The sequence below is a fragment of the Mucilaginibacter tolerans genome (genome assembly GCF_030519375.1).
Taxonomy (GTDB): domain Bacteria; phylum Bacteroidota; class Bacteroidia; order Sphingobacteriales; family Sphingobacteriaceae; genus Mucilaginibacter.
In genome coordinates, this window is sequence record NZ_JAUMKB010000012.1 from 96,130 (window position 1) to 117,695 (window position 21,566).

Consider the following 21,566-nt stretch of genomic DNA (forward strand, 5'->3'; position numbering starts at 1 on the left):
AACCCGCTTTTGAATAGTTTTATTCATCGTCATAATTACGATTACGGTGACGATGATGATAAAAATTATCATCATCAAAATGCCGGTGATGATAAAACTCGTCTCTTACATAATCATCCTTTTCCGGAGGTTCCAATATCCTGCGGATAGCTACTTCGATGTGACGCGAAACGCGTCCTTTTTCATATAAGGGAAGCTCGTCCAGTTGCTCGGCTGTAACGGTGTGTAAATACACTACTTTTTCGTCCAGCGTCGGGTCGTACGAATTGTAGGCCGGATCGCGGGGTTCATGTTTATGACGGTCAGCCCGGGTATACAATTCGGCCATCCCTATTGGGATAAGCACACGCCTGTCGTCCTGAATACCAAGTTCGTTATCATCAAGATCGGCAATAAGATACCGTACCTTGCGCGAATAGGTATCAAAAAGCAAGTCCTTCACTTTTCCTACTCTTTTGCCACTGCGAGCCCTTATCTTCCAGCCTGTAATGTCCGGTTCCCCGTCGACGATCTCAAAATTGCTATCGTGGAGTTCCTCCATGTGATGATCTATTTTTTCTACAGTTGCCATAATTTTCTATTTGAGGGTTAATTCCTAAACAATATTTCCGATTGCTGCAAACGCCATAGATATGTATGGATGATTTTCTACCATCGGCTTGCCTCCGCTTTTATAAACATAAAAGTAGTAGTAGGCTGCAGCAATGATAATGATGAAGACAATGAGCCATACCCACCAGGTACTACGGCTCCGTGGTTTTACTTCTAAATGTGCCATGTTTTTAATAGATAGGTATATATTATAAACAAGCGTTTTACAATAAGTTTTTATATTTTCTTAAAAAGAAAGGCACCATTCTTGTACAACTTATATTCTAACCAAACCACCGATTTAGTTATGGAAAAAAATGTATTAGTAATCGAAGACGAACCAATAATTGCTGAGATGATCGGCATTATTTTAGAGATACAGGGATTGAACGTGATCAGCTTATCAGATACAGGTCGCGCCCGGGACAAACTGCATAGTAAGGAAATAAATCTGGTGTTGCTGGACCTTAATTTGCGGGGTGAAGGTGGTCAGGAATTTTGTGAATACATAAAAGGGCAGGACGACCTAAAAGATATACCTGTTATTTTAGTATCGGCAAATATCGACATTGACCAAATAAAAGAAGAGTGCCACGCCGATGACATTATCCGCAAACCTTTTAATATCGACGACTTTATGGTGAAAGTAAGTCACTACGTGGAAACATTGGCTTAATGGGTGCCTAAATCGATAAATAGCTGGTTACGGTCAGGTGTCAACCTGAAGGTATTGCGCGAATCCATTTTTCCCTTGCCCAGTTCAACCTTATAAGATACACCTTCTGACTGAGCCGTTACCCCCCTTGCAGATATCTTTTGAAAGGGCAGTTTTGCATCTTTCGCGGCATCCAGGTCAAGAAACCATTTTGTGCCAGCCGGCGCCATCATACTCATTGCGATTTGCCGATCTGTAAAAACCATTCTAAGGGTTCCCTTAAAACTTTTTACCGGCCAGTTAACAATCAGTTTGCCCGGCTCCCGGTCTGAAACAGCCGGATCGTCAAATTTGATCAGCAAATCCTTTCCGTTGACTGACATTTTGAATTTCAGTCCTGCAGAAATTTCTTTGGTACCCCACAAATAACCATCAACCAATGGGAGTGTAAAGAATCTGCATTCGTTGCTTGTCACAGGCTTGGTTTCATAGCCTGATACCATTTTCTCGTCAAAAAGATGGATATCCCTGAATCGTAATGTACTGTCATCCCAATACAGGTTGGCCCGGTAAAATCGGCTATCAAACCAGATGCTTTTCTTGTCGCCGCCGGGCAGGTCTTCAGTGGCTGATACAGATGTAGACGGCGTTACCTTAAAATGCGATTTGAACCATTCGCCCGAGGCAGCCAGTGTTTCTACCCGTATCTTTTTCTCGTCACGAAGTTTTGCGATTAACGGGAACTGCATGGTCAATCCTTTTTCCATTGCGTTCCAGGTGAAAGAATTCTCCTGTCCGGCCTGGGTGTAGGCAAAAGCCATAGAAGGACCGTTTACAAATTGCTTAAAAAACCAATCCACCCATACAGAATCGCCGCCCGCTTTTGGATACACGGGCTCAAGGGTAATCACACCCTGCCTTTCGCCGCCGAGGCCATTATCATACTGCCTTATCGGGTCGCTGCCCAGCATCCTGAAAATAGGAACCGGTATTTGGGCGGCCTCATGCTGCGCAGGCATATAAGCGTTTATTTTGCTCGGGTAATAAGCCTGGTTCCAATACCCTCCCCATAGCGTGTAACCATCAGTACCGTACTGATCTTTGCAATTTGCCGAAGCGGCGATATGGTATTTGGTGTACATATAGTTGAGGCTGTAGGCATCGATAAACCATGAGGCGATGGATTTTGGATAGTAACCAAATATGTGCTTAAAATCGCGCATGTAAGTGTCGATCAGCTTTCTGCGTTCGGTTTGCGTATAGCCTGTTGAGAAACCAATATTAGCCCGCCAATCCCAGGGGTAGCGTCCGCGCCATTTCATTCCCGAGTGTTCTACCAGGGGCTGGGGTATTTCCCACCATGCTCCTATCTCAAAACTGTTTTTCGGAAGCTGTTTTAACAATTTTTGATAGCGCGGATCCATCAATGCATCATATTGCAGCAGAAACGTCCCGCCGAGGTGATATTTCTTCATCAGTTCAACTTGCTTCACCACGGTTTCATACAGTACATCTTCGGTTATGGCAGGGTCGCGTGGTTCGAGCAGACGGATAAAGTTGACGATATTCACAATTCTCGGTTTCTGGCAGAAAACGGTGGAACCAATCAGAAGTAAAGCAAGGCAGATAAATAGTTTTTTCATATTAGACGCGCTTAAATTAAGCATCTATTTGATGAAATAGCAAATAAAATGATGAAAGATTGTGACCCCGCTAGTACAAATGTCGAACTCTTTTATGGAGGATGTCATGAAAATAATTGCACTGAAGAACAACGAATAAGCTTCTTTTTTCGGGTAGTCACTTAACTCATCAAGAATTGCCTTTGCAAGCCAATTTGTGTAAATTTGTAATGAGTAAAAAAACTATTATATGTATTTTGACGACTATCGAGACCATCCAGAAGCTAATCTTGACCTCGGGTTATTATGGGAATATAATCTCGCTGATTTTGACTATGAAGGCATGCGGGATATTGTCGTAGAAAGGGTGATCCAAAGAGGCTGGCCGAATGACTGGTATTTTATGTTGAACAGGTATGGAATCGAAGGGGTTAAGGCATCCGTCAAGAATATAGGCTACCTGAATGACCGAGATATGAAATTTGTTAGCCAGCAATTCGACATACCATTAAAATCTATGAAATGCTTCGCAAAGAAACAGTTGGGGAACCAACATTGGAACTCTTAAAGAAATTAATGCAGGATGGCCTCCTGAAAGATTTTTTTCTGGTGGGCGGAACTGCTCTCTCTCTTCAGATTGGCCACAGGATCAGTATAGACCTTGATCTGTTTTCACAAAACAGTTTTGATAAAGAGTCATTATTGCCGGCATTAGAGGGAAATTATAAGTTCCAGCTTTCCTACGAAGCCCCTAATACACTTAAAGGCAAGATCGCCGGAGTGCAGGTCGATCTGATCACACACAATTATCCTTTGGTCAAACCTTTAATCGAACTGGAAGGCGTCCGAATGGCTGCGCCAGAAGATATTGCTGCAATGAAGCTCAACGCGATTTCTGGTACAGGCACGCGGTTAAAGGATTTTATTGATGTCGCTTATTTGTCTTCCGCGATGCCGCTCGCCGGTATGATAGATGCATATGAAGTAAAATACCAATCGAGAAACCCTACCATGGTGATCAAAGCCCTCAACTATCATGACGACATCAATTTCAAGGAAAGAGTAGTAATGATAAATTCTAACTACGATTGGAAGCACATTGAACGTCGTCTAAAATTGATGATTACCGAGCCTCATAGGTTATTTAAAGAATCTCCGGATTTTGATTTACATCAAGAGTTAAGGGTAACTCAGGGTAAAAGACCTCGCATGCGCAAAAGAGGTGGGATCAATCGATAGTCGAGATAAATATTACAATTAACTCCGCAGGTGTATTTTTTTAAATCTAGCTGGAACCTTGGTGTGAAATCAACCTATAGGCACAGGATAGTGGCTTGAGTCGGTGGATTTATAATGGGATAGTATTTAATTCTTTGCAAACTCTGGCTAACCCCACGAAGGTTCGAACTCAAAAAACGGCTTTATAGTGCAGAAACACAATATCCGAAAATAGTCCAAAAACGAAAACTGCCTCTATCGCAATTAGAGACGGTTTTTGAAATTCTGTGATCCTGCAGGGACTCGAACCCAGGACTACGGCAAAGATTTATTTAAATGACGCTAATCATATTTCTTCTTCCCCAATAAGTGCTATTTTTATACCGATAAAAACTTAAACCTATACTCACAGGTTTAGGTTGTACAGATACCTGACTATGGCCTTTATTGATTATTACAAAATACTCGGCTTGGATAAAAATGCATCCGATAAGGATATAAAAGCTGCTTATCGCAAGCTGGCACGTCAATACCATCCAGACCTTATCCCCAACGATCCTGAAGCCAACAAAAAATTTCAGCAGATAAACGAAGCCAACGAGGTATTAAGTGATCCTGAAAAACGCAAAAAGTATGACAAATACGGCGAGCACTGGCAACATGGCGAGGAGCATGAACAATACGCACGTCAGCAGCAGCAAAACCGGCAGCAGTATGGCGGCGGTCAGTATAGTGGCTTCGGCGGAGGTTTCGGACAAGGCTTTGAGAGTTTTGAAAATTTCGGCGATGGCGGCGATTTCTCTGATTTCTTTCAGCAAATGTTTGGCGGAAGCGGTGGTCGTACACGCGGACAAGCGAAATACCGGGGACAGGATTTTACGGCCGAATTGCACCTGAGTCTCCGCGAAGCAGCAGAGACCCATAAACAAACGCTGACTGTAAACGGCAAGCAGATTCGTATTACCATTCCTGCAGGTGTTGAAAATGGGCAAACAATAAAAATAGCAGGCCATGGCGGGCCGGGCAGCAACGGAGGACCAGCCGGCGACCTGTACATCACTTTCGCGATTGCAAATGATCCGTATTTTAAGCGCTCAGGCGCCGATCTGTATGTTAACATCAAGACCGACCTTTACACTGCTGTTTTGGGTGGTGAGATTACCATTGATACTTTAACAGGAAAGGTAAAATTAAAGGTAGCCGCAGGAACCCAAAATGGCACCAAAGTAAAACTGAAAGGCAAAGGCTTCCCGGTTTATAAAAAAGATGGAGAGTTTGGCGATCTGTATCTAACTTACGAAGTTCAGTTGCCGACCAATATTACTGAAAAACAAAGAGAATTGTTTACTCAACTAGCTGAAAGCGAAAAGGTGAAATAGTTGATTGACTTGGATTAAGTTAGATTTAGTTGATTAAGTTCAGCACTCGATTTTATCTAGAGTTTAGAAATTAGAATTTAGAGTTTTAAAGATTATGTCTACTGCAACCCTGATATCTACTACTGAATTTTGCACCTGGCACCAGGTTGAGCATACTTTTATCCACTCACTGAGCGAAGCTGGATTGATCGAAATTACGCTTATTGATCAAGACGAGTTTATCCATGAAACTCAACTGCAACGCCTGGAAAAAATGGTGCGCCTACATCACGAGCTCGAGATTAACCTTGCCGGTATTGAGGCTATTACCCATTTATTGGACCGGGTGGAAGCCATGCACCAGGAAATGAGGCTCTTAAAAAACAGGCTTAGACTTTATGAACGCGACTGATCAGCTATGACAGCGACTGACATCCGCGAACTACGCCTGCTAAATCAGCAACTGGCCTCACCGCATTTTACCCAGCCTGCCGATATTCTTTATTACATGGGTGCTATCCAATCGCAGGACTATGCGGGTGCCAAATGGGCAATTGCCCAGCGGCTTAAGGGTGTTACCGACAAGCCTATTGAAGATGCTTTTACCAAGGGCGATATCATCCGCACCCATGTAATGCGCCCGACCTGGCACTTTGTTCATCCTAAAGATATCCGCTGGATGATTCAGCTAACCGCACCCCGGATAATGACAATCGCCGGGACCCATCACAGGCAGCATAAACTCGATAATATTGTTTTCTCAAAAAGTGAAAAGGCCATTCTGCAAGCCATGCAAGGCGGCAAACAATTAATGAGAGATGAAATCGCACAGGTATTGGAACAGGCGGGCGTGGCCACAGATGAGCAGCGTTTTATCCATATTATGATGCAAATGGAGCTTATTGGCCTGGTTTGCAGCGGCGGCAGGCAAGGGAAGCAATTCACTTATACGCTTTTGGATGAACGGGTTCCCCTATCAAAGCCATTTGATAGGCTGGCGTCTCTTATCGCGTTAGCCGAACGTTATTTTATCTCGCACGGGCCTGCTACTTTGCAAGACTATGTTTGGTGGAGCGGGTTAACTGTAACAGATGCTAAAGCAGGTCTGGAAGCAGTAAAACATAAGTTAACGAGCACATCAGCCGATGGCAATACTTATTGGTTCGTTGAACAGGAAAACGTGATAAAAAGCAAATCACCGGGCGCTTTTCTGCTACCGAACTACGACGAATATATTGTAAGCTATAAAGACAGAAGCGCTACCATCGCTGCATCCGATATTAACAAAGCTGATCCGAGAGGAACCATTTTCAATCATACGATTATTGCAAATGGTAAGGTCATTGGTATCTGGAAACGCACAATTGGGAAAACCAGGATTGACATTGAACTGATCCCTTTTGCACCATTAAGCAAGGTAAACCAAACGGCTGTTACATCTGCAGCAAAGCGTTATGCTAATTTTCTGGGATCAAAGGATTTTACGATAAATACTAAAAGGTAAATATCTGGTTCTGTATGGCGTATAACACCAAACCCGTTCGTGACTTGAGATTTAATTTCGTGAACAGTGCCTCACGATAATTATCCACCGTACGTGGACTCACAAACATTTTATCAGCTATTTCTTTATAAGTGAGTTCGGAACAGCAAAGCCGCAAAAACTCCAGCTCTTTTTTTGTAAAATCCATGCCGCCCTCATCCTCTGCCAGCGAACGGATCAGTTTGCCTGAAACCATCTCATTAATATAAACCCCTCTGGTATGAATGGTTTTTATAGCCTCCAGTAGTTCACCGGGCTTTGATTCCTTTAGCACATAGCCACTCGCACCGCATTTGATCATTTTTATTACGGCCTTATCATCTTCAAACATGCTAAGCGCCAAAACCTTTATCTGCGGATAACTTTTCTTTAGCCAGGCCGTTGCATCATAGCCGTCCATTACCGGCATATTGATGTCCATCAGTACCACATTGGGCAACTTATTTTTGGCTAAGGCGGATTGCATTTGCTGACCATTTTCAGCCTCAAAAACTACTTCCAGTTCGTCGAATTCATTCATCAGGCCTGCTACGCCGTTTCTAAACAGCGTATGGTCGTCTACAATTGCAATAAGTATCTTTTCTGTTGCCATTTTCTTAAGGATAAGGAATAAAAATTTCGATACAGGTCCCTTCACCTGGTTGCGATTGTATAAAGAATGTCCCCCCTACTATCTCAGCCCTTTTTTGAATATTCAATAGCCCCATGCCTTTCTGATCCCCTGGTAAATTGGTCACATCAAACCCTGTCCCGTTATCAATTACCTGTAATGTAATACCCACATCACTATATCCAAGTTTAATACTAATTTCTCTTGCTTTTGAGTGCTTGATGATATTATTTAGTATTTCCTGCAATACGCGAAAAAGTATCAGGTCTTTATCCGGGTTCTTTTGTACAGGCTGCTCCCCTTCAATCTCGTAATTTACAGTATACTGCCCCGATTTTTCTATCCAGCTTATCTCGTGCCGGATTGCTTCACCTAGTCCAAGGCCAATCAATTGCTCCCCTTGCAATAACTTACCCAGCAATCGCATCTCTTTTATCGACCGGACTGTCAAATCGAGTGCCGCATCAATTTTTTGTTGTGCCTTTTCAACATCTTCCAGTTTTACTGAGTTGAGCGTTAGTGAAGTCAAACTTAACAACTGCCCTATATTATCGTGCAGATCGGCCCCGATGGTTTGCATGGTTTGCTCCCGGATCTCAAGCTGGGCCTGAAGTAGCGTCTGTTGGAAATGAGACTGCAATATTTGCTTTTCTGTGAGATGTTTATTGTGTTTCCGCTGGTAAAAAAACAGAAACCCGATGATGAAAATCCCTAACGTCAACAAGATGATTGTACCAGCAATTATCACAAGTATCAGTACGTGATCCTGTTGAAGCATATAAATGTTATCATTAAAAAAGAATACAATATAATGTTAGCAATATTAGCTGTTAAATCATATAACAAATGATATTCATAGTTCCCGGTATAGGCCATATATGCAAAGGCCGAGAACGACAAAAAGTTGACCAGGCAATAAAACAGCAGGCCGGTATTCAGCCAAAATGCAGGAAGTCTTATGATCGACAGTGTTTCTTCGGTATAATTCAATAATTCATAAAAATAGAGACAGGTTATCATAATCAAGATACCCAACTGCAGCAAGATGGCAATCGTGTCCAGATTCCAAAATCCCTGTATAAAGACGATATCAATTAAAGAACATAAAATGGATAAAAAGACCACTCTTTTTATCCATTTTTTAAAAGTTAATGTTCTTATGACCTTTAATAGAAAGAAACTGTAAAAAAGAGAGGAAATGGTCATTGCAATGTTCGTTATCCATAAATTTTTATGGTCAATAACAAACCAATTGTTCAGTTGCCCTAACTCGTAAATAACTATAAATAAAAGGTAGGGTATAAAATATTTATACTGCGTGCCTTTTATTTTAGGATATTGGTATAACGCTACTAAAAATGCTGCTATTTGAAAAAAAACATAATAAGAATATACTAACATTGCAAGGCATTATTTTTAAGGGCAAATATCGGGCGGACAAGTCTTGATGGGGGTTAAAGCCATGCCAGCTCCTGTGGCACCGCTTACGCTAGCCGCATCGAGCAAATTTATTGTCGTTCCTTTGGCTGTAACCATCATGCACGTCAATTTGTTATTATAGGCCCTATTACCAAGGTTAATGTTCGGGCTAAAGGCCCCAAAGTATATATATATACCGTCGCTGCCGGGATTGGCATTAAAAAGTGCATCTATTTTGGCTTTAGAGAAATAAGCTCTCCTGGTATCATTTTTGGCCGGATCGGGCGGGTTTGAACTGTCCATTTTTCTAAGGGCACCATTCTCAGAAACCTGAAACAAACTGAACAGATGATCGGATAAATCTTGCACCTGTGAATTTGTCAACAAATCTCTTTGCTCAAAGTCGCCTGCCACGGCATTTTCGTTTTTAATTGGGGGTTCCATTTCAGTTAGGGTTTAAATGTAAATAATTTGATTAATTATACACTAAATTCCTCAAATAATCAGGACTTTATATCCGTTATTACACCTATTTTATACCGTAAAAACACCCTATCGGAAAGTTAATTAATTTTCGATGTCATGCCCCGCGGCTTCGCGGGCCATTTCATGTATAATATCGTCGAGTCGGTTCAACTCAGTTTGGAAATGCTTTAATAGTTCTGTATCCATGGGCTGTCCTTTCAGCATTTCTGATAAGGCCTTCAGATTGGCCAGCGGACTTCGTATCAGGTGGGATTGTTTCCAGGCCATGCCTTTTATACTGTCGATATGGTCCTGAATGCGCTCGTATGCAGTTTGCAGATTCTGCTCGGCATTTTTCCTTTCGGTAATATCATACAACGCCACCAGCATCCCGGATATGCGATCACTCCCATCAGTTAAGGGTGAAAGCTTCACATCATACCACCGCAATGTGCCATCGTCCTGAGGATAATCAACTTCGTAGTTAATATGCCGTCCCTCCGTTACCTGTTTTGCTAAATCAACGACCTTTGTCCAGCGATACGCGGGTATAAAATCGCCGAGATAATCGCCTTCTTTAGGTATATGGCGGTATTGTTCCCTGATAAAATCAAAAGCAGTAGGGTTATAGGCGAGCAGTCTGAAATTGGTATCAAAAGAAGCATAAGCGGTGTCGGTAGTGCTCAATATTGTTTGCAGGTTAGCCTCTGATTTCCGTAACGAGTCCTCTGCTTTGAGCCTTTCAGTCACATCATTAGTGAGCGAAAGCCGTACCGCTCTGCCTTCAAACACAATATCATTGGCAACCACTTGAATAAACATTACCGTCCCGTTCTTTTTCACATGGCGTACAATATTTCTTTCTGTGCCAATATTCATATTTTTTCCCCACTCCCGCATTTGTAACCCCCGGTCCTCGGGTACCCTGAAAGCGGTAACTTCCATGTTTGGCAGTTCATCCTTTGCATATCCATACTGATCAGCAGCCGCATCATTTGCTGCAATAACCCGCATGGTGGCCTTATCGACCATCCAAAGTGGCAGGGGATTACTTTCAAACAGTAATTTATATTGTTGCTCTGAGGACCTTAACTCGGTTTCGATGTCTTTACGGTAAGTGATATCACGGGCCATTACCAGCACACGATCATCCATAAACCTTTTCACGTTGATCTCTACCGGGAAAACATCTCCGCTTTTGCGCATAAATCGCCGCTCGCGAAACTCTGAATACTCGGCGCCTTTCATACTCTTGGGTAGCGGGTCAATTTTCAATTCTTCTGGGTCAACAATTGCTTCTACCTTTAATTGCAACAATTCATTACGTGTATAACCCATCATTTTACACATACTGGCGTTAACATCTGTAAAGCACCCGTCGCTATCCAATACATAAATCGCATCTGACGCATGCTCGATCAGCGACCGGTATTTTTCTTCACTCTTTTGATATTCAGCCGAACGTTCTTCCACTCTTTTCTCCAATTCCGCATTCATTTGTTTCACTTCGGCCTCGGCTTCCGATCTGCTTGCATCAATCCTATTCAGCCATATTGCTGTATTCCAAATCACAACAAGACTCACCAGCAAAAAGCAAACAGCGAGTAAGGATATCCAGATTTCTAACGAGAACAGTTTGTATTGATCGGTTTGTACCCGGATTGATCCGAAAATAATTATCATAGTGAACATCAGGGTAAACAGCCTTTTAGCCATCTGGTTGCCGATTAGCTTACCTGTAAACAACCAGGTGATGCCCATTCCCGGATTCAAGAGTGATGCAGCTATGGATAAAACGAAGAAAAGAATTGCCGTATGCGTGGCCATAGAGCTGATATACAAAATGGAGGAGAACAACGATACCCCGTAGAAATACCCTACCAACGCAATAGCGGAAAAAATTGTAACGGTGTGAAAAAGCCACTGTGCCGCCAGATCAAATGCTCGTTTTCTGAGAGCGAGCATCAAAAGACCAGACCCGAAAATGGTGATACAGATGGCAGAATTAACGGCCATGCGACCCAAAAAAAGATGGCTTGAAGAGACTTTCTCTGTATCCTTTACAAATAACTCGTCAATGCCTGCATTAAAATGAAATATGAATTGCAACAGGGTGACCAATCCGATAAGCGTCCCGGCAAACGACAGAAAAAGATAGAGTATATTCCGGTATTTTCTCTGAGGGTACTGGGTCGTTAGTAATGCTCCGCCTAATAAAACAAAACTCAAAGCCGTGTTAAACACCATATTTACAAAACCTGGTATTATCCGCTTTAGAATCAATATATTTAATATCCAGCCAAGAATAACAACTATGCCTGTTGCAATAGCAATGCAGCTGATTATCGTAATTGTTTTATTCTTCCCGAGGATAGCCATAAGAGACCTGAACATCATTATACGTTCGAAACGAAGTCAGGGTTTGTTCTTTGGTTTAACTATAGGGTAATTTTTGATAATTCTGCAGGAAAAATCGTTTGATATTTCTCCAGAGGTCTGATTATAGTTAAGTCTTGAAGTTAACTACTGGTTATAAAGTAGTCAAATAGCTCTTTTACCTTCTAAAAATCCTTTTAATGTTTGCTGAGTGAATTCCGATAAAACCAATTCTCCGCTGATAGCCGCTCGCTCGGCGAGTAATTCGTCCCAGTTTTCGGTGCCTTCCCACAGAATCTGCTTCAGACCATGTAAGGCTTCGGGGTGATAGGAAGCGAGTTTTTGCGTTAGTGCATCTACTTCGGCATCCAGGGTGCTGATATCGGGGTAAACATCATTATATAAGCCTTTTTCTTTTGCCCAGGTGGCGGTTTGAAAGTCTACCGCCCTAACTGTTAGCTGTGAAAATGCAGGTAAGCCTATTTTGCGTATCACAGCAGGCGATATGACAAATGGGCCAATGCCGATTGCCAATTCACTCAACTTGATGGAAGCTGCTTCGGTCGCCAGGCAATAATCAGCTGCTGCTGCCAGTCCAACCCCACCGCCTACCGCTTTGCCCTGTATCCTTGCGATGATGATCTTTGGCGATTTTCGACAGGCATTGATCACCCGCGCAAAGCCCGAAAAAAATTCAGCACCTGCGTCTTTGTCTTTTATTTGAACAAGTTCCGCAAAGCTGGCGCCGGCACAGAAAGTGCGGTCGCCTTCGCTTTTCAATAGGATTACTCTTGTCTCCGGATTTTTTCCTGCACTCTTTATTTCGGTACAAAGTTGTTTCAAAAGATCAGCGGGCAGCGAATTCTGTGAAGGGTGGTAAAAAGTAATCGTACTGATGCCGTCTTTCAGATCGGCGGTTACATATCCGTTTGGAGTTTCAGGCATAGTCGGATTTCAAAGATTCGTGTAAATGTCGGCACATTTTAGTTACTATACAACAATCCGCTGGTTCGCCGGAAGTACCGCCATTAAATAAATTTACTTTGCTAACCCAAGCTAATTCATCTAAATTTCATCTAATCTAATATTTTTGTACTAATTTAATTATTTAACTAAGATTTAATCTTGAAAATATTAGTCGTCGAGGATAATATCGATATCAAAGAATTATTAGGCTATGTTTTGGAAGATGCGGGGCACGAAATGATCTCTTGTTTGGACGGGAGTTCGCTGACCAATCTTGACATGATCAAACCTGAGCTTATTTTATTGGATGATAAACTGGCGACGGTATGGGGAAGCGATCTTTGTATCCGGTTAAAAAACGATAATACCACAAAAAATATCCCGGTAATACTGATGTCAGCTATGCCTAACCTTGCTGAAATAGCTCGAAATTGCCTTGCTGACGCCTACTTAGAAAAGCCTTTCAATATTGAAACAGTCATTCAGCTGATCAAAGATTTTGTGAGATAACAGTTCCTTTTATTTTCAAACCAGTTATGTATTTTAGTTATTATTAACTGAAATCTTTTAGGCAAATGGCTGATATTGAAACCGCACGACAGATTGCATTATCGCTTCCAAACGTAGAAGAATATGTTCATGTTGGCCGTCCGGCGTTTAAGGTTAAAAGCAAACGGACATTTGTAACATTATGGCCTGCTGATAATCGCATGACGGCAATCCTTTCACCAATAGATCAATCCGTATTTCATTCATTTGACCCTGATATATTTTATCCGATACCCAATAAATGGGGATTGAAAGGCGCTACTTATGTCGAACTTTCAAAAGTGAGGTTGGATATGCTTGAAGATGTTATCACCACAGCCTGGGAAACAGCTGGCTTAAAAACTTCCAAAAGATAAATATTAAATCTATCTTCGGTACAAAGCCTGCAAGTCACCCCCGTTTACTTAATGAACCTGATATGAATACTAAGCCTGCTTTCTTATTGACTTTATTAATAACTGTCGTTTGCACAAATGTATTTAGCCAACCTGTGCGGCAAAACGGAATTTACAATGTTAGATCGTTCGGAGCTAAAGGAGATGGCAACAATCTTGATTCAAAAGCCATCAATAAAGCAATCAAAGTAGCGGCGGATGCGGGAGGCGGAACGGTTTATCTGCCTGCCGGAAATTATCTGTCAGGGTCGATCCATTTAAAAAGTAATATTTCCCTTTACCTCGACCAGGGTGCAACTATTGTTGCTACCAGTGAAAACGCCGGTGAGGTTTACGACCAGGAGGAGCAAACCGTCAACACAACCTACCAGGATTTTGGGCATAGTCATTTTCACAACTCCCTAATCTGGGGCGAGAGCCTGCACGATGTTTCTATCCTGGGGCCTGGTATGATCTGGGGAAAAGGGCTAATAAATGATTATAAGAAAGACAGTAAGGTGGCTAACAAGTCGCTGGTTTTATATAAATGCCGGAATGTCATCATCCGCGATGTTACTTTTCTGCACGCAGGATGGTTTGCTATTCTGGCAACAGGAGTTGATAATCTGACCATCGATAATCTAAAAATGGACACCAACCGCGACGGAATGGATATTGATTGCTGTCGCAATGTACGTATCTCTAATTGCAGTGTCAACTCACCTTATGATGACGGTATTTGCCTGAAAAGCACCTATGCATTGGGCTTTGCCCGGGCTACCGAGAATGTTACGATAACCAATTGTCAGGTTAGTGGTTACGACGAAGGCAGCTTTCTCGAGGGCACCTATAAACGCACCGAAAACCAACATTACGGTTTGCATCCCACAGGGCGTATTAAGTTCGGCACTGAATCAAACGGTGGCTTTAAAAATATTGCCATTACTAACTGCGTGTTTGACTACTGCCGTGGACTGGCACTGGAGGCCGTAGACGGAGCCTTGCTGGAAGATGTGGAGATCAGCAACATTACGATGCGCGACATCGTGAACGCACCAATATTTTTACGCCTCGGTGCCCGTATGCGCGGACCGGAAGGGACTCCGGTTGGCGAAATCCGTCGGGTATCTATCAGTAATGTTCGCATTTACAATGCGGATGTGGAACAAGCTTGTATAATAACCGGCATACCTGGCCATCCTATCAAAGACCTCGATCTGAATAATATCCGCATTTATTTTAAAGGTGGTGGCAAAGTGCAGGATGCTGCAAAAGTACCCGAACTGGAAAAGAATTATCCTGAGCCATCCATGTTCGGCACCACAGCAGCCTACGGCTTTTATATTCGCCATGTGGATGGATTAAAGTTACGTGATGTCGAAGTAAGTTATCTGAATGAGGAGGTTCGTCCTGCTCTTGTGATGGATGATGTGAAGGGGCTGGATTCACATAATGTGAAAGGACAAACAGTAAAGGGCGTGCAGGAGATTGAATATTTAAATACGGATCATTGATCAGCTATGCTGCAACAAAACGTTTGATATGCTCAAATTCGCCTTGCTTTTCGATCATCTCATTTTCGATATCAAAATCATCTTGCAGCCCAAGCCAGAATTTTGCTGTGTTGCCAAAAAACTGACTTAATCTCAAGGCTGTATCCGCTGCAATTCTACGCTTTCCTTTTACTATTTCAGAAATACGGGTCTGAGGTATCCTTGTCTCTTTAGATAAGTATTTTCATTTGATTTGGCAATACTATAAAACGGATGTAACCTGTTTTCATTTTCGGTTGTCAAATCCTCAAACTTAAAACGATGAGGATCAAACTAAACGCGGCTTCCCTCTTCCTGGCACCGCTGTTTTATGCAGTTTCCAGCTTCTTTTGGAAAACCCAAAGTCAATATGGAACTTACGACACAACGTCTGGCTTGCTTCTGATCATCGGCAGTATATTCTGGGTACCTGCATTCCTGGCATTATTTGATATGCTACGCGAACGGGCACCCAATTACGCTTCATGGGGCTTCTTACTTGCCGTTTATGGATGTCTGTGCGGCGGCGTAGCTTTTGCTTTACGGGATATTTTGACAGTGATGTTCAACATTCCTCATCATACCCTGTTGGTTGCGCTTTCTCAATACCCGGTTCTTACCAATATCATTTTCTGGATTGGTGGACCGGCATTCCCAATTAGCTTATTGATATTGGGCATCGTACTGGCACGCACCCGTACTGTTCCGGTTTGGGTGGGAATCCTGATCGCTATTGCAGGGGCATTGTTTCCTGCATCCCGAATTCCGAGAATTGAGTGGATAGCCCATGTGGTTGATTTTATGATGCTCGTTCCATTGGCTTATATTTCATGGCAAATGTTAACTAATAACTTGCGCTTGTTTACAACGAGTGCATAACATGGCCGCTGGAAAGATCGATCTTATCTGATAATCTGCCCCAACACTTCCTCGCGCAGATACTTACTTACCGGTACCTGGTAGGTTTGAACATGCAGCGTATTTCCTTCAATCGAACTGATTTTATCTACAGCCACCACATACGATCTGTGGCTCTGAATAAACTGTTTTGACGGCAATTTATCCAGTAGCGCCTTGATAGTGCAGTGTGTGATGATCTTTTTATTTTCAAGATAGATGGCCACATAGTTTTCCATCCCCTCGATGAACAGTATATCGCTGAAGACGATCTTCTCCAATCGTCCGTTCGACTTGACAAACAGGTAAGGAACGTTATTAGTCGACTGTTCTCGCAATGCGAAATAATCCCTGGCTTTCCAGGTCGCTTTCAGGAAACGGTCGTAGGAGATCGGCTTTAAAAGGTAATCCATCACGTCCAGCTCAAAGCCCTGGATAGCATAATGCTCAAAGGCCGTAGTAAATATTACCTTAGGCGGATTGCGTAATGCCCTTAAAAACTCTACTCCGGTAATATGCGGCATCTGGATATCGAGGAATAGCAGATCAACCGGTTGTTGCTGCAGCATATTGCTTAGTTGCAACGCATCTTCGCATGAACCTTTCAGATCTAAGAAGTCGATCTTTTCAACATAACCCTGCAAACCTTTACGGGCAAAGGGCTCATCATCGGTGATTATACAACTGATTTTATCGCTCATATTCCAGTTTCAGTTCAGCCTTAAAATGATCGCCGCTGTTTTCTAATAATAATAAATGTTTCCCGGGATAAAGCAGATCAAGCCTGCGTTTTAGGTTCTCCAGGCCTATTCCTCCGGCTTTTTTTATAGTTTGCTCTAGCTTTGGCACCGAATTCTCAACTTTAAAATCGATTTGCCCATCAACTACTTTTGCTCCTACTCGCATTTCGTAATCACCACCAACAAACTTAAAGGCGTTCTCAACCAAAGGCAAAAACAACAAAGGGTAAACCAATTGTCCGTTAAGCCTTTGATCAAAATCAACTTTCAGCTTCAGTTTATCCGAACTGCGTATCTTTTGCAGTTCGATAAAACTTTGCAGGTATTCTATCTCTTGCATTACGGGCACCTGCTGTTGCTGATCGTATAGCTGATAGCGCAGCAGTTCCGAAAACTTCTCAATACTTCGCTTGGCCCCCTCGGTATCTTCATCCATCTGGAAATAAATCGTATTCAGCGCGTTGAATAAAAAGTGAGGGTGATATTGCGCTTTCAAAAATTTCAATTCAGTTTCCAAATGCTCATTAGTAACCTTTTCCAGTTGAACCTTGTTATCCACATAAGCCCTCAGCCAGGTACTGCTGCGCACAATACCATAATAAACAATGGCATACAGTGTCGGGATCATATTGATATCGGCGACGTCGGCCCCGGATATGTACCAGGGTTTCCAGTCCGTGTGCAGGGCCATATCCATTGGTACGAATACCACATTTACCAATACAAGGTTTAGCCCCACCAATATCAGTAGTTCTCTCGCAACGCCCTGGTAGCATAACTGAGCCGGCCAACGCTTATCATAGTATTTAAACAAGCGTTGAAAAAGGTAGATAGCTATGTATCCCACAACAACCGAGCAAGCTATCTCTACAGCGTTGATATAGAACGGCCTTTCCCAGGAGCGTTGGTTCACATCGGTATCATGTAGCAGCCGGATAGTAAAATATACCAGCAAGCCGTACAGAGCGGGGAATATGTATTTTCTGAAAAAATTCATCGATCTAAATTAGTAAACTCTAATCACAATAACGGTGTCATGCTGAGGCACTCGAAGCATGCGGGCAAAGGCCCTCGCGCTACACTTCGAGCGCTCAGTGTGACACTCGCCTTTTCACGCCGACAACGCCACCACCGGTTTCAAGTCTTCATTTTCAACCTGCAATACCGGCTTTGGCTTATCCTTAGGCTTCATTCCGAACAAAAAGCGGGTAACAGCATACGGACGGATAAACAGGTGATAGATCAGCACACTTATAAAGAAAGTAATACCCACGGTATAAAGGTATTTTGACAAGATACTTTCATTCTGTGTTTGAACGATATAGTAAACGACCAGTACGATTACCGTTTGATGCAGGATATAAAACGGATACACCGCCTGATTCAGGTAATTTAATACTTTATGTGTACGGTTCAGGTAATGCTTACCATAACCCACCAATGCCAGCACCCACCCCCAGGCAATCGTTGGTCGCAGGGCAATAAACAAGTAGCTGAAAAGGCTGCCATGAAACGGCCATTGCGGTTGCCATGGTTCGATCTTATTCCAGCGCATGCATTCCCACATCATCAGGCTCAAAAAACCTATGGTCAGGGCAAAGCGACGGTTGCGCTCAAGGCTATCCATTAATTTAGGCTGAAGTATGCAGATAAAGCCGGCTAACAGGAACAATAACCAGTAAACAAAGTAGCAGCCATCATGTGCCAGGTCATTCGTTTCAGGTAATTTCTGGCTCAGTAGTGCAAACCATACGATGCCGGGGAGCATCAAAAGATAAACCCATTTGCCATTTGCCAATGCAGCCAGTTTTTGTTTAAAGGCATCACTTTTTGGCGATATCATCCAGGCAAACATCGGCGCAAATATCAGATCGTAGATAAACAGGTAGGCTATAAACCACAGGTGGTGCCAACTGAAGCTCCCGCCTTGTGGATATGGCACAAAATTAAACACACTTGGATACCAGTCCAAAAAACTGCCTTTGTAGCCATTGGCCAACCGTTCCATATAAATTTGAGGCGGAACGATAATGAACATACCTACCAAAAGCGGTATGAACAGTCTGCGAAATCGTAAACCGATGAAACTTAAAGTAGAGCGCCGCTGCATCATATAAAAGCTTACTGTACCAGAAATAAAAAATAGCAGCGGCATGCGAAAAAGGTGCAAAAAATGGTTCGATTCCATCATCAGGTTGCTGGTCTCGTGGTTCTTGATGTGCCAGCCGTCCTCTGCCACGTAAGGCATGGCTGAATGAAAAAATAATACCCCCAGTATGGATATTATCCTTAACCAATCCAGGTAAGTTTGTCGTTGTGAGGTTTCCATTGTCGTGATTTTTTATGTAAAGGAAGCCTCAAAAAACACGTTCGAAAAAGTTTTTTGACCAGTAGACAATTTTTTGTGACGAGTGGACAAAAGATCTCGTACCCGGCATCACTGGTGAAGCTACTTTTGCCTCTGTGATCAAATAAAATCTTTAAAATGAAAAATCTAACTAACCGAATTGTAACCATAACCATCTTTCAACGTCAAAATGTAAAACTGGGACCACTAATGATAAAGAAGGTACTGCTCCTGTTTTTCCTGACCGCTTCCTTATCTTTTGCGCAGGCTCAAATTAAGATCGATACATCAGTCTATGTAAAAAATAACAAACAGTTGTATGCCGTAGTAGTATCACAAAATGACAAGGTTGCCTTCAGTCAATATTTTAACGGCAAATCAGATACAACGCTTTATAATAACCAGTCACTCACTAAAAGTGTAATGTCTTTGTTAATAGGCATCGCTATCGACAAGGGTTATATTTCGTCGGTAGACGAAAAGATCGTTAAATACTTTCCCCAGCTAAAGGATGATACTGATAAACGAAAACAAGACATCACCATCCGACAGATCATGAACCAGGCATCGGGACTCTGGCACGAGGATACGCGCAACTTGCGACAATATTTGATTCAGCAAGATCCAACCGGCTATGTATTAAAGCAGCCATTAGTTTCAGAGCCCGGTAAAGTGTTTTACTATAGTAATGCGGGAACGCATCTACTTTCGGCTATTCTGACCAAAGCCACGGGGATGACGACACTTGATTTTGCCACGAAGTATTTATTCGCACCACTTGGTATACAGCACGTGCACTGGTATAAAATGTTCGATGGCTATTATGACGGTTGCGGCTTGTACAGTGTTGAAATGCCGACCACCGACATGAACAAGATCGGTTCGTTGCTGCTTCATAAAGGGTATTATAACCATAAAAGTATAGTCCCCAAAAAATGGATCGCAGAAATATTGAACCCGGCTATTTCCTATAAAACTCCCTGGGGATTTGAGGGGTCGACCTATGCCCTATGCTTTTATCATTATAACTATGATGGCGCACCTATGTTGTATGGCCTGGGTTGGGGTGGTCAATTTGTATTTGTAATTCCTGATAAAAAAGCTGTAATTTCAGTAAACGAAAGCATTAACAATGTTACTGCGATAAAAGCCTCAAACCTGTTCTTAGAGAAAATATTTCCTATAATCTATCAACAATTACAGTAATGACAAGAAAAACCTTTGCCTGGATACTGTTTGCTCTTTTAGCTTTATCAGTCGGCGTTTATCCTACCGTATATTACATATTTGACATGCATGGCCAGGGGCTTTGGGCAAGTAAAACCAAAGAGCTACTTGAAAGCACGGCCTGGCACACCGCATTTTATACACACATTACTTTTGGTGGCATCGCACTATTACTCGGATGGACACAATTCAGCCAAAAACTGCGCGACCGTTATTTGAACACGCATCGCACCATTGGCAAAATCTATGTCGGCTCGGTAACGCTGAGCAGTCTCGCGGGTTTCTATATCGCCCTTTTTGCATCCGGTGGTATCACTTGCACTTTAGGTTTTGGCGGATTAGCAATTGCGTGGTTTTTCACCGTAATGATGGCTTATACCAGGATTCTTAAAAGAGATATCAAACAGCACGAAAATTGGATGATACGCAATTATGCGCTCACTTTTGCAGCGGTTACTTTGCGTATATATTTACCACTTGCAACGCAGTTGATGCATTGGGATTTTACGGCTTCTTACCGTGTTATTTCCTGGCTATGCTGGGTGCCTAACCTTATCGTTGCTGAAATGATCATTAGTAAAAGGGCACGAACTTTGGCTTATAGTGTAAGGGCATCAGAATAAACGGCTCCTCGGCCGCAAGGTGTAAGATGTAACAGGTGCAACACCCACAATAGTTAAATAAATTAACTATTCATACAGTTAAAAACCTAATGCTACCCATCGCCCGGATGGCAGATGATTTTCGCTTTTACTGATTTATTGCTAAATTTTAATAAAAGTATTTCTTTTAATTTAGCTAAATTATGATGCAAGTGAATTGGCTTAAATTTTCAGGAGGGCTCATCTGTTTTATAATCGCTTTTTTTGCCTATCGCAGTGTAAAAGGTAAAAAGCCATTAAGAATGGGTGACAATCAATTTTTTATAGAAAATCCCAATAGAGTATCTCTTATGGATCTCGTTAAGTCTTGGGAACTCGTCATTTTCGCCATTCTTGGTGGGATAGTTTTTATTTGTTGGGCATTTGAATAACCCTTAACCGCCTAATGCATATGCAGACGCGCCGCATGTGTCTC

Annotated in this window: 24 protein-coding genes and 1 pseudogene; 13 read left to right on the forward strand and 12 right to left on the reverse strand. The window is 42.4% G+C overall.

The window, feature by feature from the left end; all coding sequences use genetic code 11:
• Positions 1-19: 19 nt before the first annotated feature.
• A complete protein-coding gene (locus Q3A68_RS17015; protein ID WP_302902319.1) occupies positions 20-571 on the reverse strand; it encodes a PRC-barrel domain-containing protein in 552 nt (183 codons plus the stop codon).
• Between the two features lie 24 nt (positions 572-595).
• Positions 596-778, reverse strand: coding sequence for a hypothetical protein (locus tag Q3A68_RS17020; RefSeq protein WP_302902320.1), 183 nt, complete (start codon positions 776-778; stop codon positions 596-598).
• Between the two features lie 120 nt (positions 779-898).
• Between Q3A68_RS17020 and Q3A68_RS17025 the strand changes: the two genes are divergently transcribed.
• Positions 899-1,267, forward strand: a complete 369-nt coding sequence (locus Q3A68_RS17025) for a response regulator (RefSeq protein WP_302902321.1) — start codon at positions 899-901, stop codon at positions 1,265-1,267.
• Here Q3A68_RS17025 and Q3A68_RS17030 read toward each other — a convergent pair.
• On the reverse strand, positions 1,264-2,889 hold the full coding sequence (locus tag Q3A68_RS17030; RefSeq protein ID WP_302902322.1) for a DUF3863 domain-containing protein: 1,626 nt from the start codon (positions 2,887-2,889) through the stop codon (positions 1,264-1,266). The two genes, Q3A68_RS17025 and Q3A68_RS17030, sit on opposite strands and share 4 nt — an antisense overlap.
• A 229-nt stretch (positions 2,890-3,118) precedes the next feature.
• On the opposite strand from Q3A68_RS17030, the gene Q3A68_RS23240 reads away from it, so the two are divergent.
• From Q3A68_RS23240 to Q3A68_RS17050, 5 genes are all read left to right on the forward strand, one after another.
• Positions 3,119-3,436: a DUF6922 domain-containing protein gene (locus tag Q3A68_RS23240; RefSeq protein WP_489671736.1), complete on the forward strand. Its 318-nt coding sequence runs from the start codon at positions 3,119-3,121 to the stop codon at positions 3,434-3,436.
• Positions 3,391-4,107 (forward strand): nucleotidyl transferase AbiEii/AbiGii toxin family protein, encoded by a 717-nt coding sequence (locus Q3A68_RS17035; protein WP_302902323.1) that lies wholly within the window; start codon positions 3,391-3,393, stop codon positions 4,105-4,107. The genes Q3A68_RS23240 and Q3A68_RS17035 overlap by 46 nt, the downstream gene beginning before the upstream one ends.
• A gap of 416 nt (positions 4,108-4,523) precedes the next feature.
• Entirely contained in the window at positions 4,524-5,465 is a 942-nt protein-coding gene (locus tag Q3A68_RS17040) for a DnaJ C-terminal domain-containing protein (protein WP_302902324.1), read from the forward strand.
• Between the two features lie 94 nt (positions 5,466-5,559).
• Positions 5,560-5,856: a chaperone modulator CbpM gene (locus Q3A68_RS17045; protein ID WP_302902325.1), complete on the forward strand. Its 297-nt coding sequence runs from the start codon at positions 5,560-5,562 to the stop codon at positions 5,854-5,856.
• Between the two features lie 6 nt (positions 5,857-5,862).
• Positions 5,863-6,948, forward strand: a complete 1,086-nt coding sequence (locus Q3A68_RS17050) for a winged helix DNA-binding domain-containing protein (RefSeq protein WP_302902326.1) — start codon at positions 5,863-5,865, stop codon at positions 6,946-6,948.
• On the opposite strand, the gene Q3A68_RS17055 is transcribed toward Q3A68_RS17050, so the two are convergent.
• The 5 genes from Q3A68_RS17055 to Q3A68_RS17075 form a co-directional block, all read right to left on the reverse strand.
• The gene (locus Q3A68_RS17055) at positions 6,938-7,579 is read right to left on the reverse strand and encodes a response regulator transcription factor (protein WP_302902327.1); all 642 of its coding nucleotides are present in this window, start codon (positions 7,577-7,579) and stop codon (positions 6,938-6,940) included. The two genes, Q3A68_RS17050 and Q3A68_RS17055, sit on opposite strands and share 11 nt — an antisense overlap.
• Before the next feature lie 4 nt (positions 7,580-7,583).
• Positions 7,584-8,375 (reverse strand): sensor histidine kinase, encoded by a 792-nt coding sequence (locus Q3A68_RS17060; RefSeq protein ID WP_302902328.1) that lies wholly within the window; start codon positions 8,373-8,375, stop codon positions 7,584-7,586.
• A 638-nt stretch (positions 8,376-9,013) separates the two neighbouring features.
• Positions 9,014-9,460, reverse strand: coding sequence for a hypothetical protein (locus Q3A68_RS17065; protein WP_302902329.1), 447 nt, complete (start codon positions 9,458-9,460; stop codon positions 9,014-9,016).
• Positions 9,461-9,583: 123 nt separating this feature from the next.
• Complete coding sequence (locus Q3A68_RS17070) at positions 9,584-11,860, reverse strand: PAS domain S-box protein (protein ID WP_302902330.1); 2,277 nt, start codon at positions 11,858-11,860, stop codon at positions 9,584-9,586.
• Positions 11,861-12,022: 162 nt separating this feature from the next.
• Positions 12,023-12,802: an enoyl-CoA hydratase/isomerase family protein gene (locus Q3A68_RS17075; RefSeq protein WP_302902331.1), complete on the reverse strand. Its 780-nt coding sequence runs from the start codon at positions 12,800-12,802 to the stop codon at positions 12,023-12,025.
• 180 nt (positions 12,803-12,982) lie between these two features.
• On the opposite strand from Q3A68_RS17075, the gene Q3A68_RS17080 reads away from it, so the two are divergent.
• From Q3A68_RS17080 to Q3A68_RS17090, 3 genes are all read left to right on the forward strand, one after another.
• A complete protein-coding gene (locus Q3A68_RS17080; RefSeq protein ID WP_302902332.1) occupies positions 12,983-13,333 on the forward strand; it encodes a response regulator in 351 nt (116 codons plus the stop codon).
• A 65-nt stretch (positions 13,334-13,398) separates the two neighbouring features.
• Positions 13,399-13,728 carry an MmcQ/YjbR family DNA-binding protein gene (locus tag Q3A68_RS17085; RefSeq protein WP_302902333.1) on the forward strand — a complete coding sequence of 110 codons (330 nt, stop codon included), beginning with the start codon at positions 13,399-13,401 and terminating at the stop codon, positions 13,726-13,728.
• A 62-nt stretch (positions 13,729-13,790) separates the two neighbouring features.
• Entirely contained in the window at positions 13,791-15,260 is a 1,470-nt protein-coding gene (locus tag Q3A68_RS17090) for a rhamnogalacturonidase (RefSeq protein WP_302902334.1), read from the forward strand.
• Between the two features lie 4 nt (positions 15,261-15,264).
• On the opposite strand, the pseudogene Q3A68_RS17095 reads toward Q3A68_RS17090, so the two are convergent.
• Positions 15,265-15,468, reverse strand: a pseudogene (locus Q3A68_RS17095) (HigA family addiction module antitoxin); the annotation flags it as partial.
• A 92-nt stretch (positions 15,469-15,560) separates the two neighbouring features.
• Here Q3A68_RS17095 and Q3A68_RS17100 point away from each other — a divergent pair.
• Positions 15,561-16,157, forward strand: coding sequence for a hypothetical protein (locus tag Q3A68_RS17100; protein ID WP_302902335.1), 597 nt, complete (start codon positions 15,561-15,563; stop codon positions 16,155-16,157).
• A 23-nt stretch (positions 16,158-16,180) separates the two neighbouring features.
• On the opposite strand, the gene Q3A68_RS17105 is transcribed toward Q3A68_RS17100, so the two are convergent.
• The 3 genes from Q3A68_RS17105 to Q3A68_RS17115 form a co-directional block, all read right to left on the reverse strand.
• Positions 16,181-16,876 (reverse strand): LytR/AlgR family response regulator transcription factor, encoded by a 696-nt coding sequence (locus tag Q3A68_RS17105; RefSeq protein WP_302902336.1) that lies wholly within the window; start codon positions 16,874-16,876, stop codon positions 16,181-16,183.
• Positions 16,866-17,912 (reverse strand): sensor histidine kinase, encoded by a 1,047-nt coding sequence (locus tag Q3A68_RS17110; protein ID WP_302902337.1) that lies wholly within the window; start codon positions 17,910-17,912, stop codon positions 16,866-16,868. Before Q3A68_RS17110 ends, Q3A68_RS17105 begins: the two co-directional genes overlap by 11 nt.
• A gap of 114 nt (positions 17,913-18,026) precedes the next feature.
• The gene (locus tag Q3A68_RS17115) at positions 18,027-19,244 is read right to left on the reverse strand and encodes an acyltransferase family protein (RefSeq protein ID WP_302902338.1); all 1,218 of its coding nucleotides are present in this window, start codon (positions 19,242-19,244) and stop codon (positions 18,027-18,029) included.
• A 156-nt stretch (positions 19,245-19,400) separates the two neighbouring features.
• Between Q3A68_RS17115 and Q3A68_RS17120 the strand changes: the two genes are divergently transcribed.
• The 3 genes from Q3A68_RS17120 to Q3A68_RS17130 all read left to right on the forward strand — a co-directional run bounded on the left by Q3A68_RS17120 (position 19,401) and on the right by Q3A68_RS17130 (position 21,522).
• The gene (locus Q3A68_RS17120) at positions 19,401-20,468 is read left to right on the forward strand and encodes a serine hydrolase domain-containing protein (protein ID WP_302902339.1); all 1,068 of its coding nucleotides are present in this window, start codon (positions 19,401-19,403) and stop codon (positions 20,466-20,468) included.
• Positions 20,468-21,112, forward strand: coding sequence for a DUF2306 domain-containing protein (locus Q3A68_RS17125; RefSeq protein ID WP_302902340.1), 645 nt, complete (start codon positions 20,468-20,470; stop codon positions 21,110-21,112). The genes Q3A68_RS17120 and Q3A68_RS17125 overlap by 1 nt, the downstream gene beginning before the upstream one ends.
• Positions 21,113-21,294: 182 nt before the next feature.
• Positions 21,295-21,522: a hypothetical protein gene (locus Q3A68_RS17130; RefSeq protein ID WP_302902341.1), complete on the forward strand. Its 228-nt coding sequence runs from the start codon at positions 21,295-21,297 to the stop codon at positions 21,520-21,522.
• The last annotated feature ends 44 nt before the right edge of the window (positions 21,523-21,566 follow it).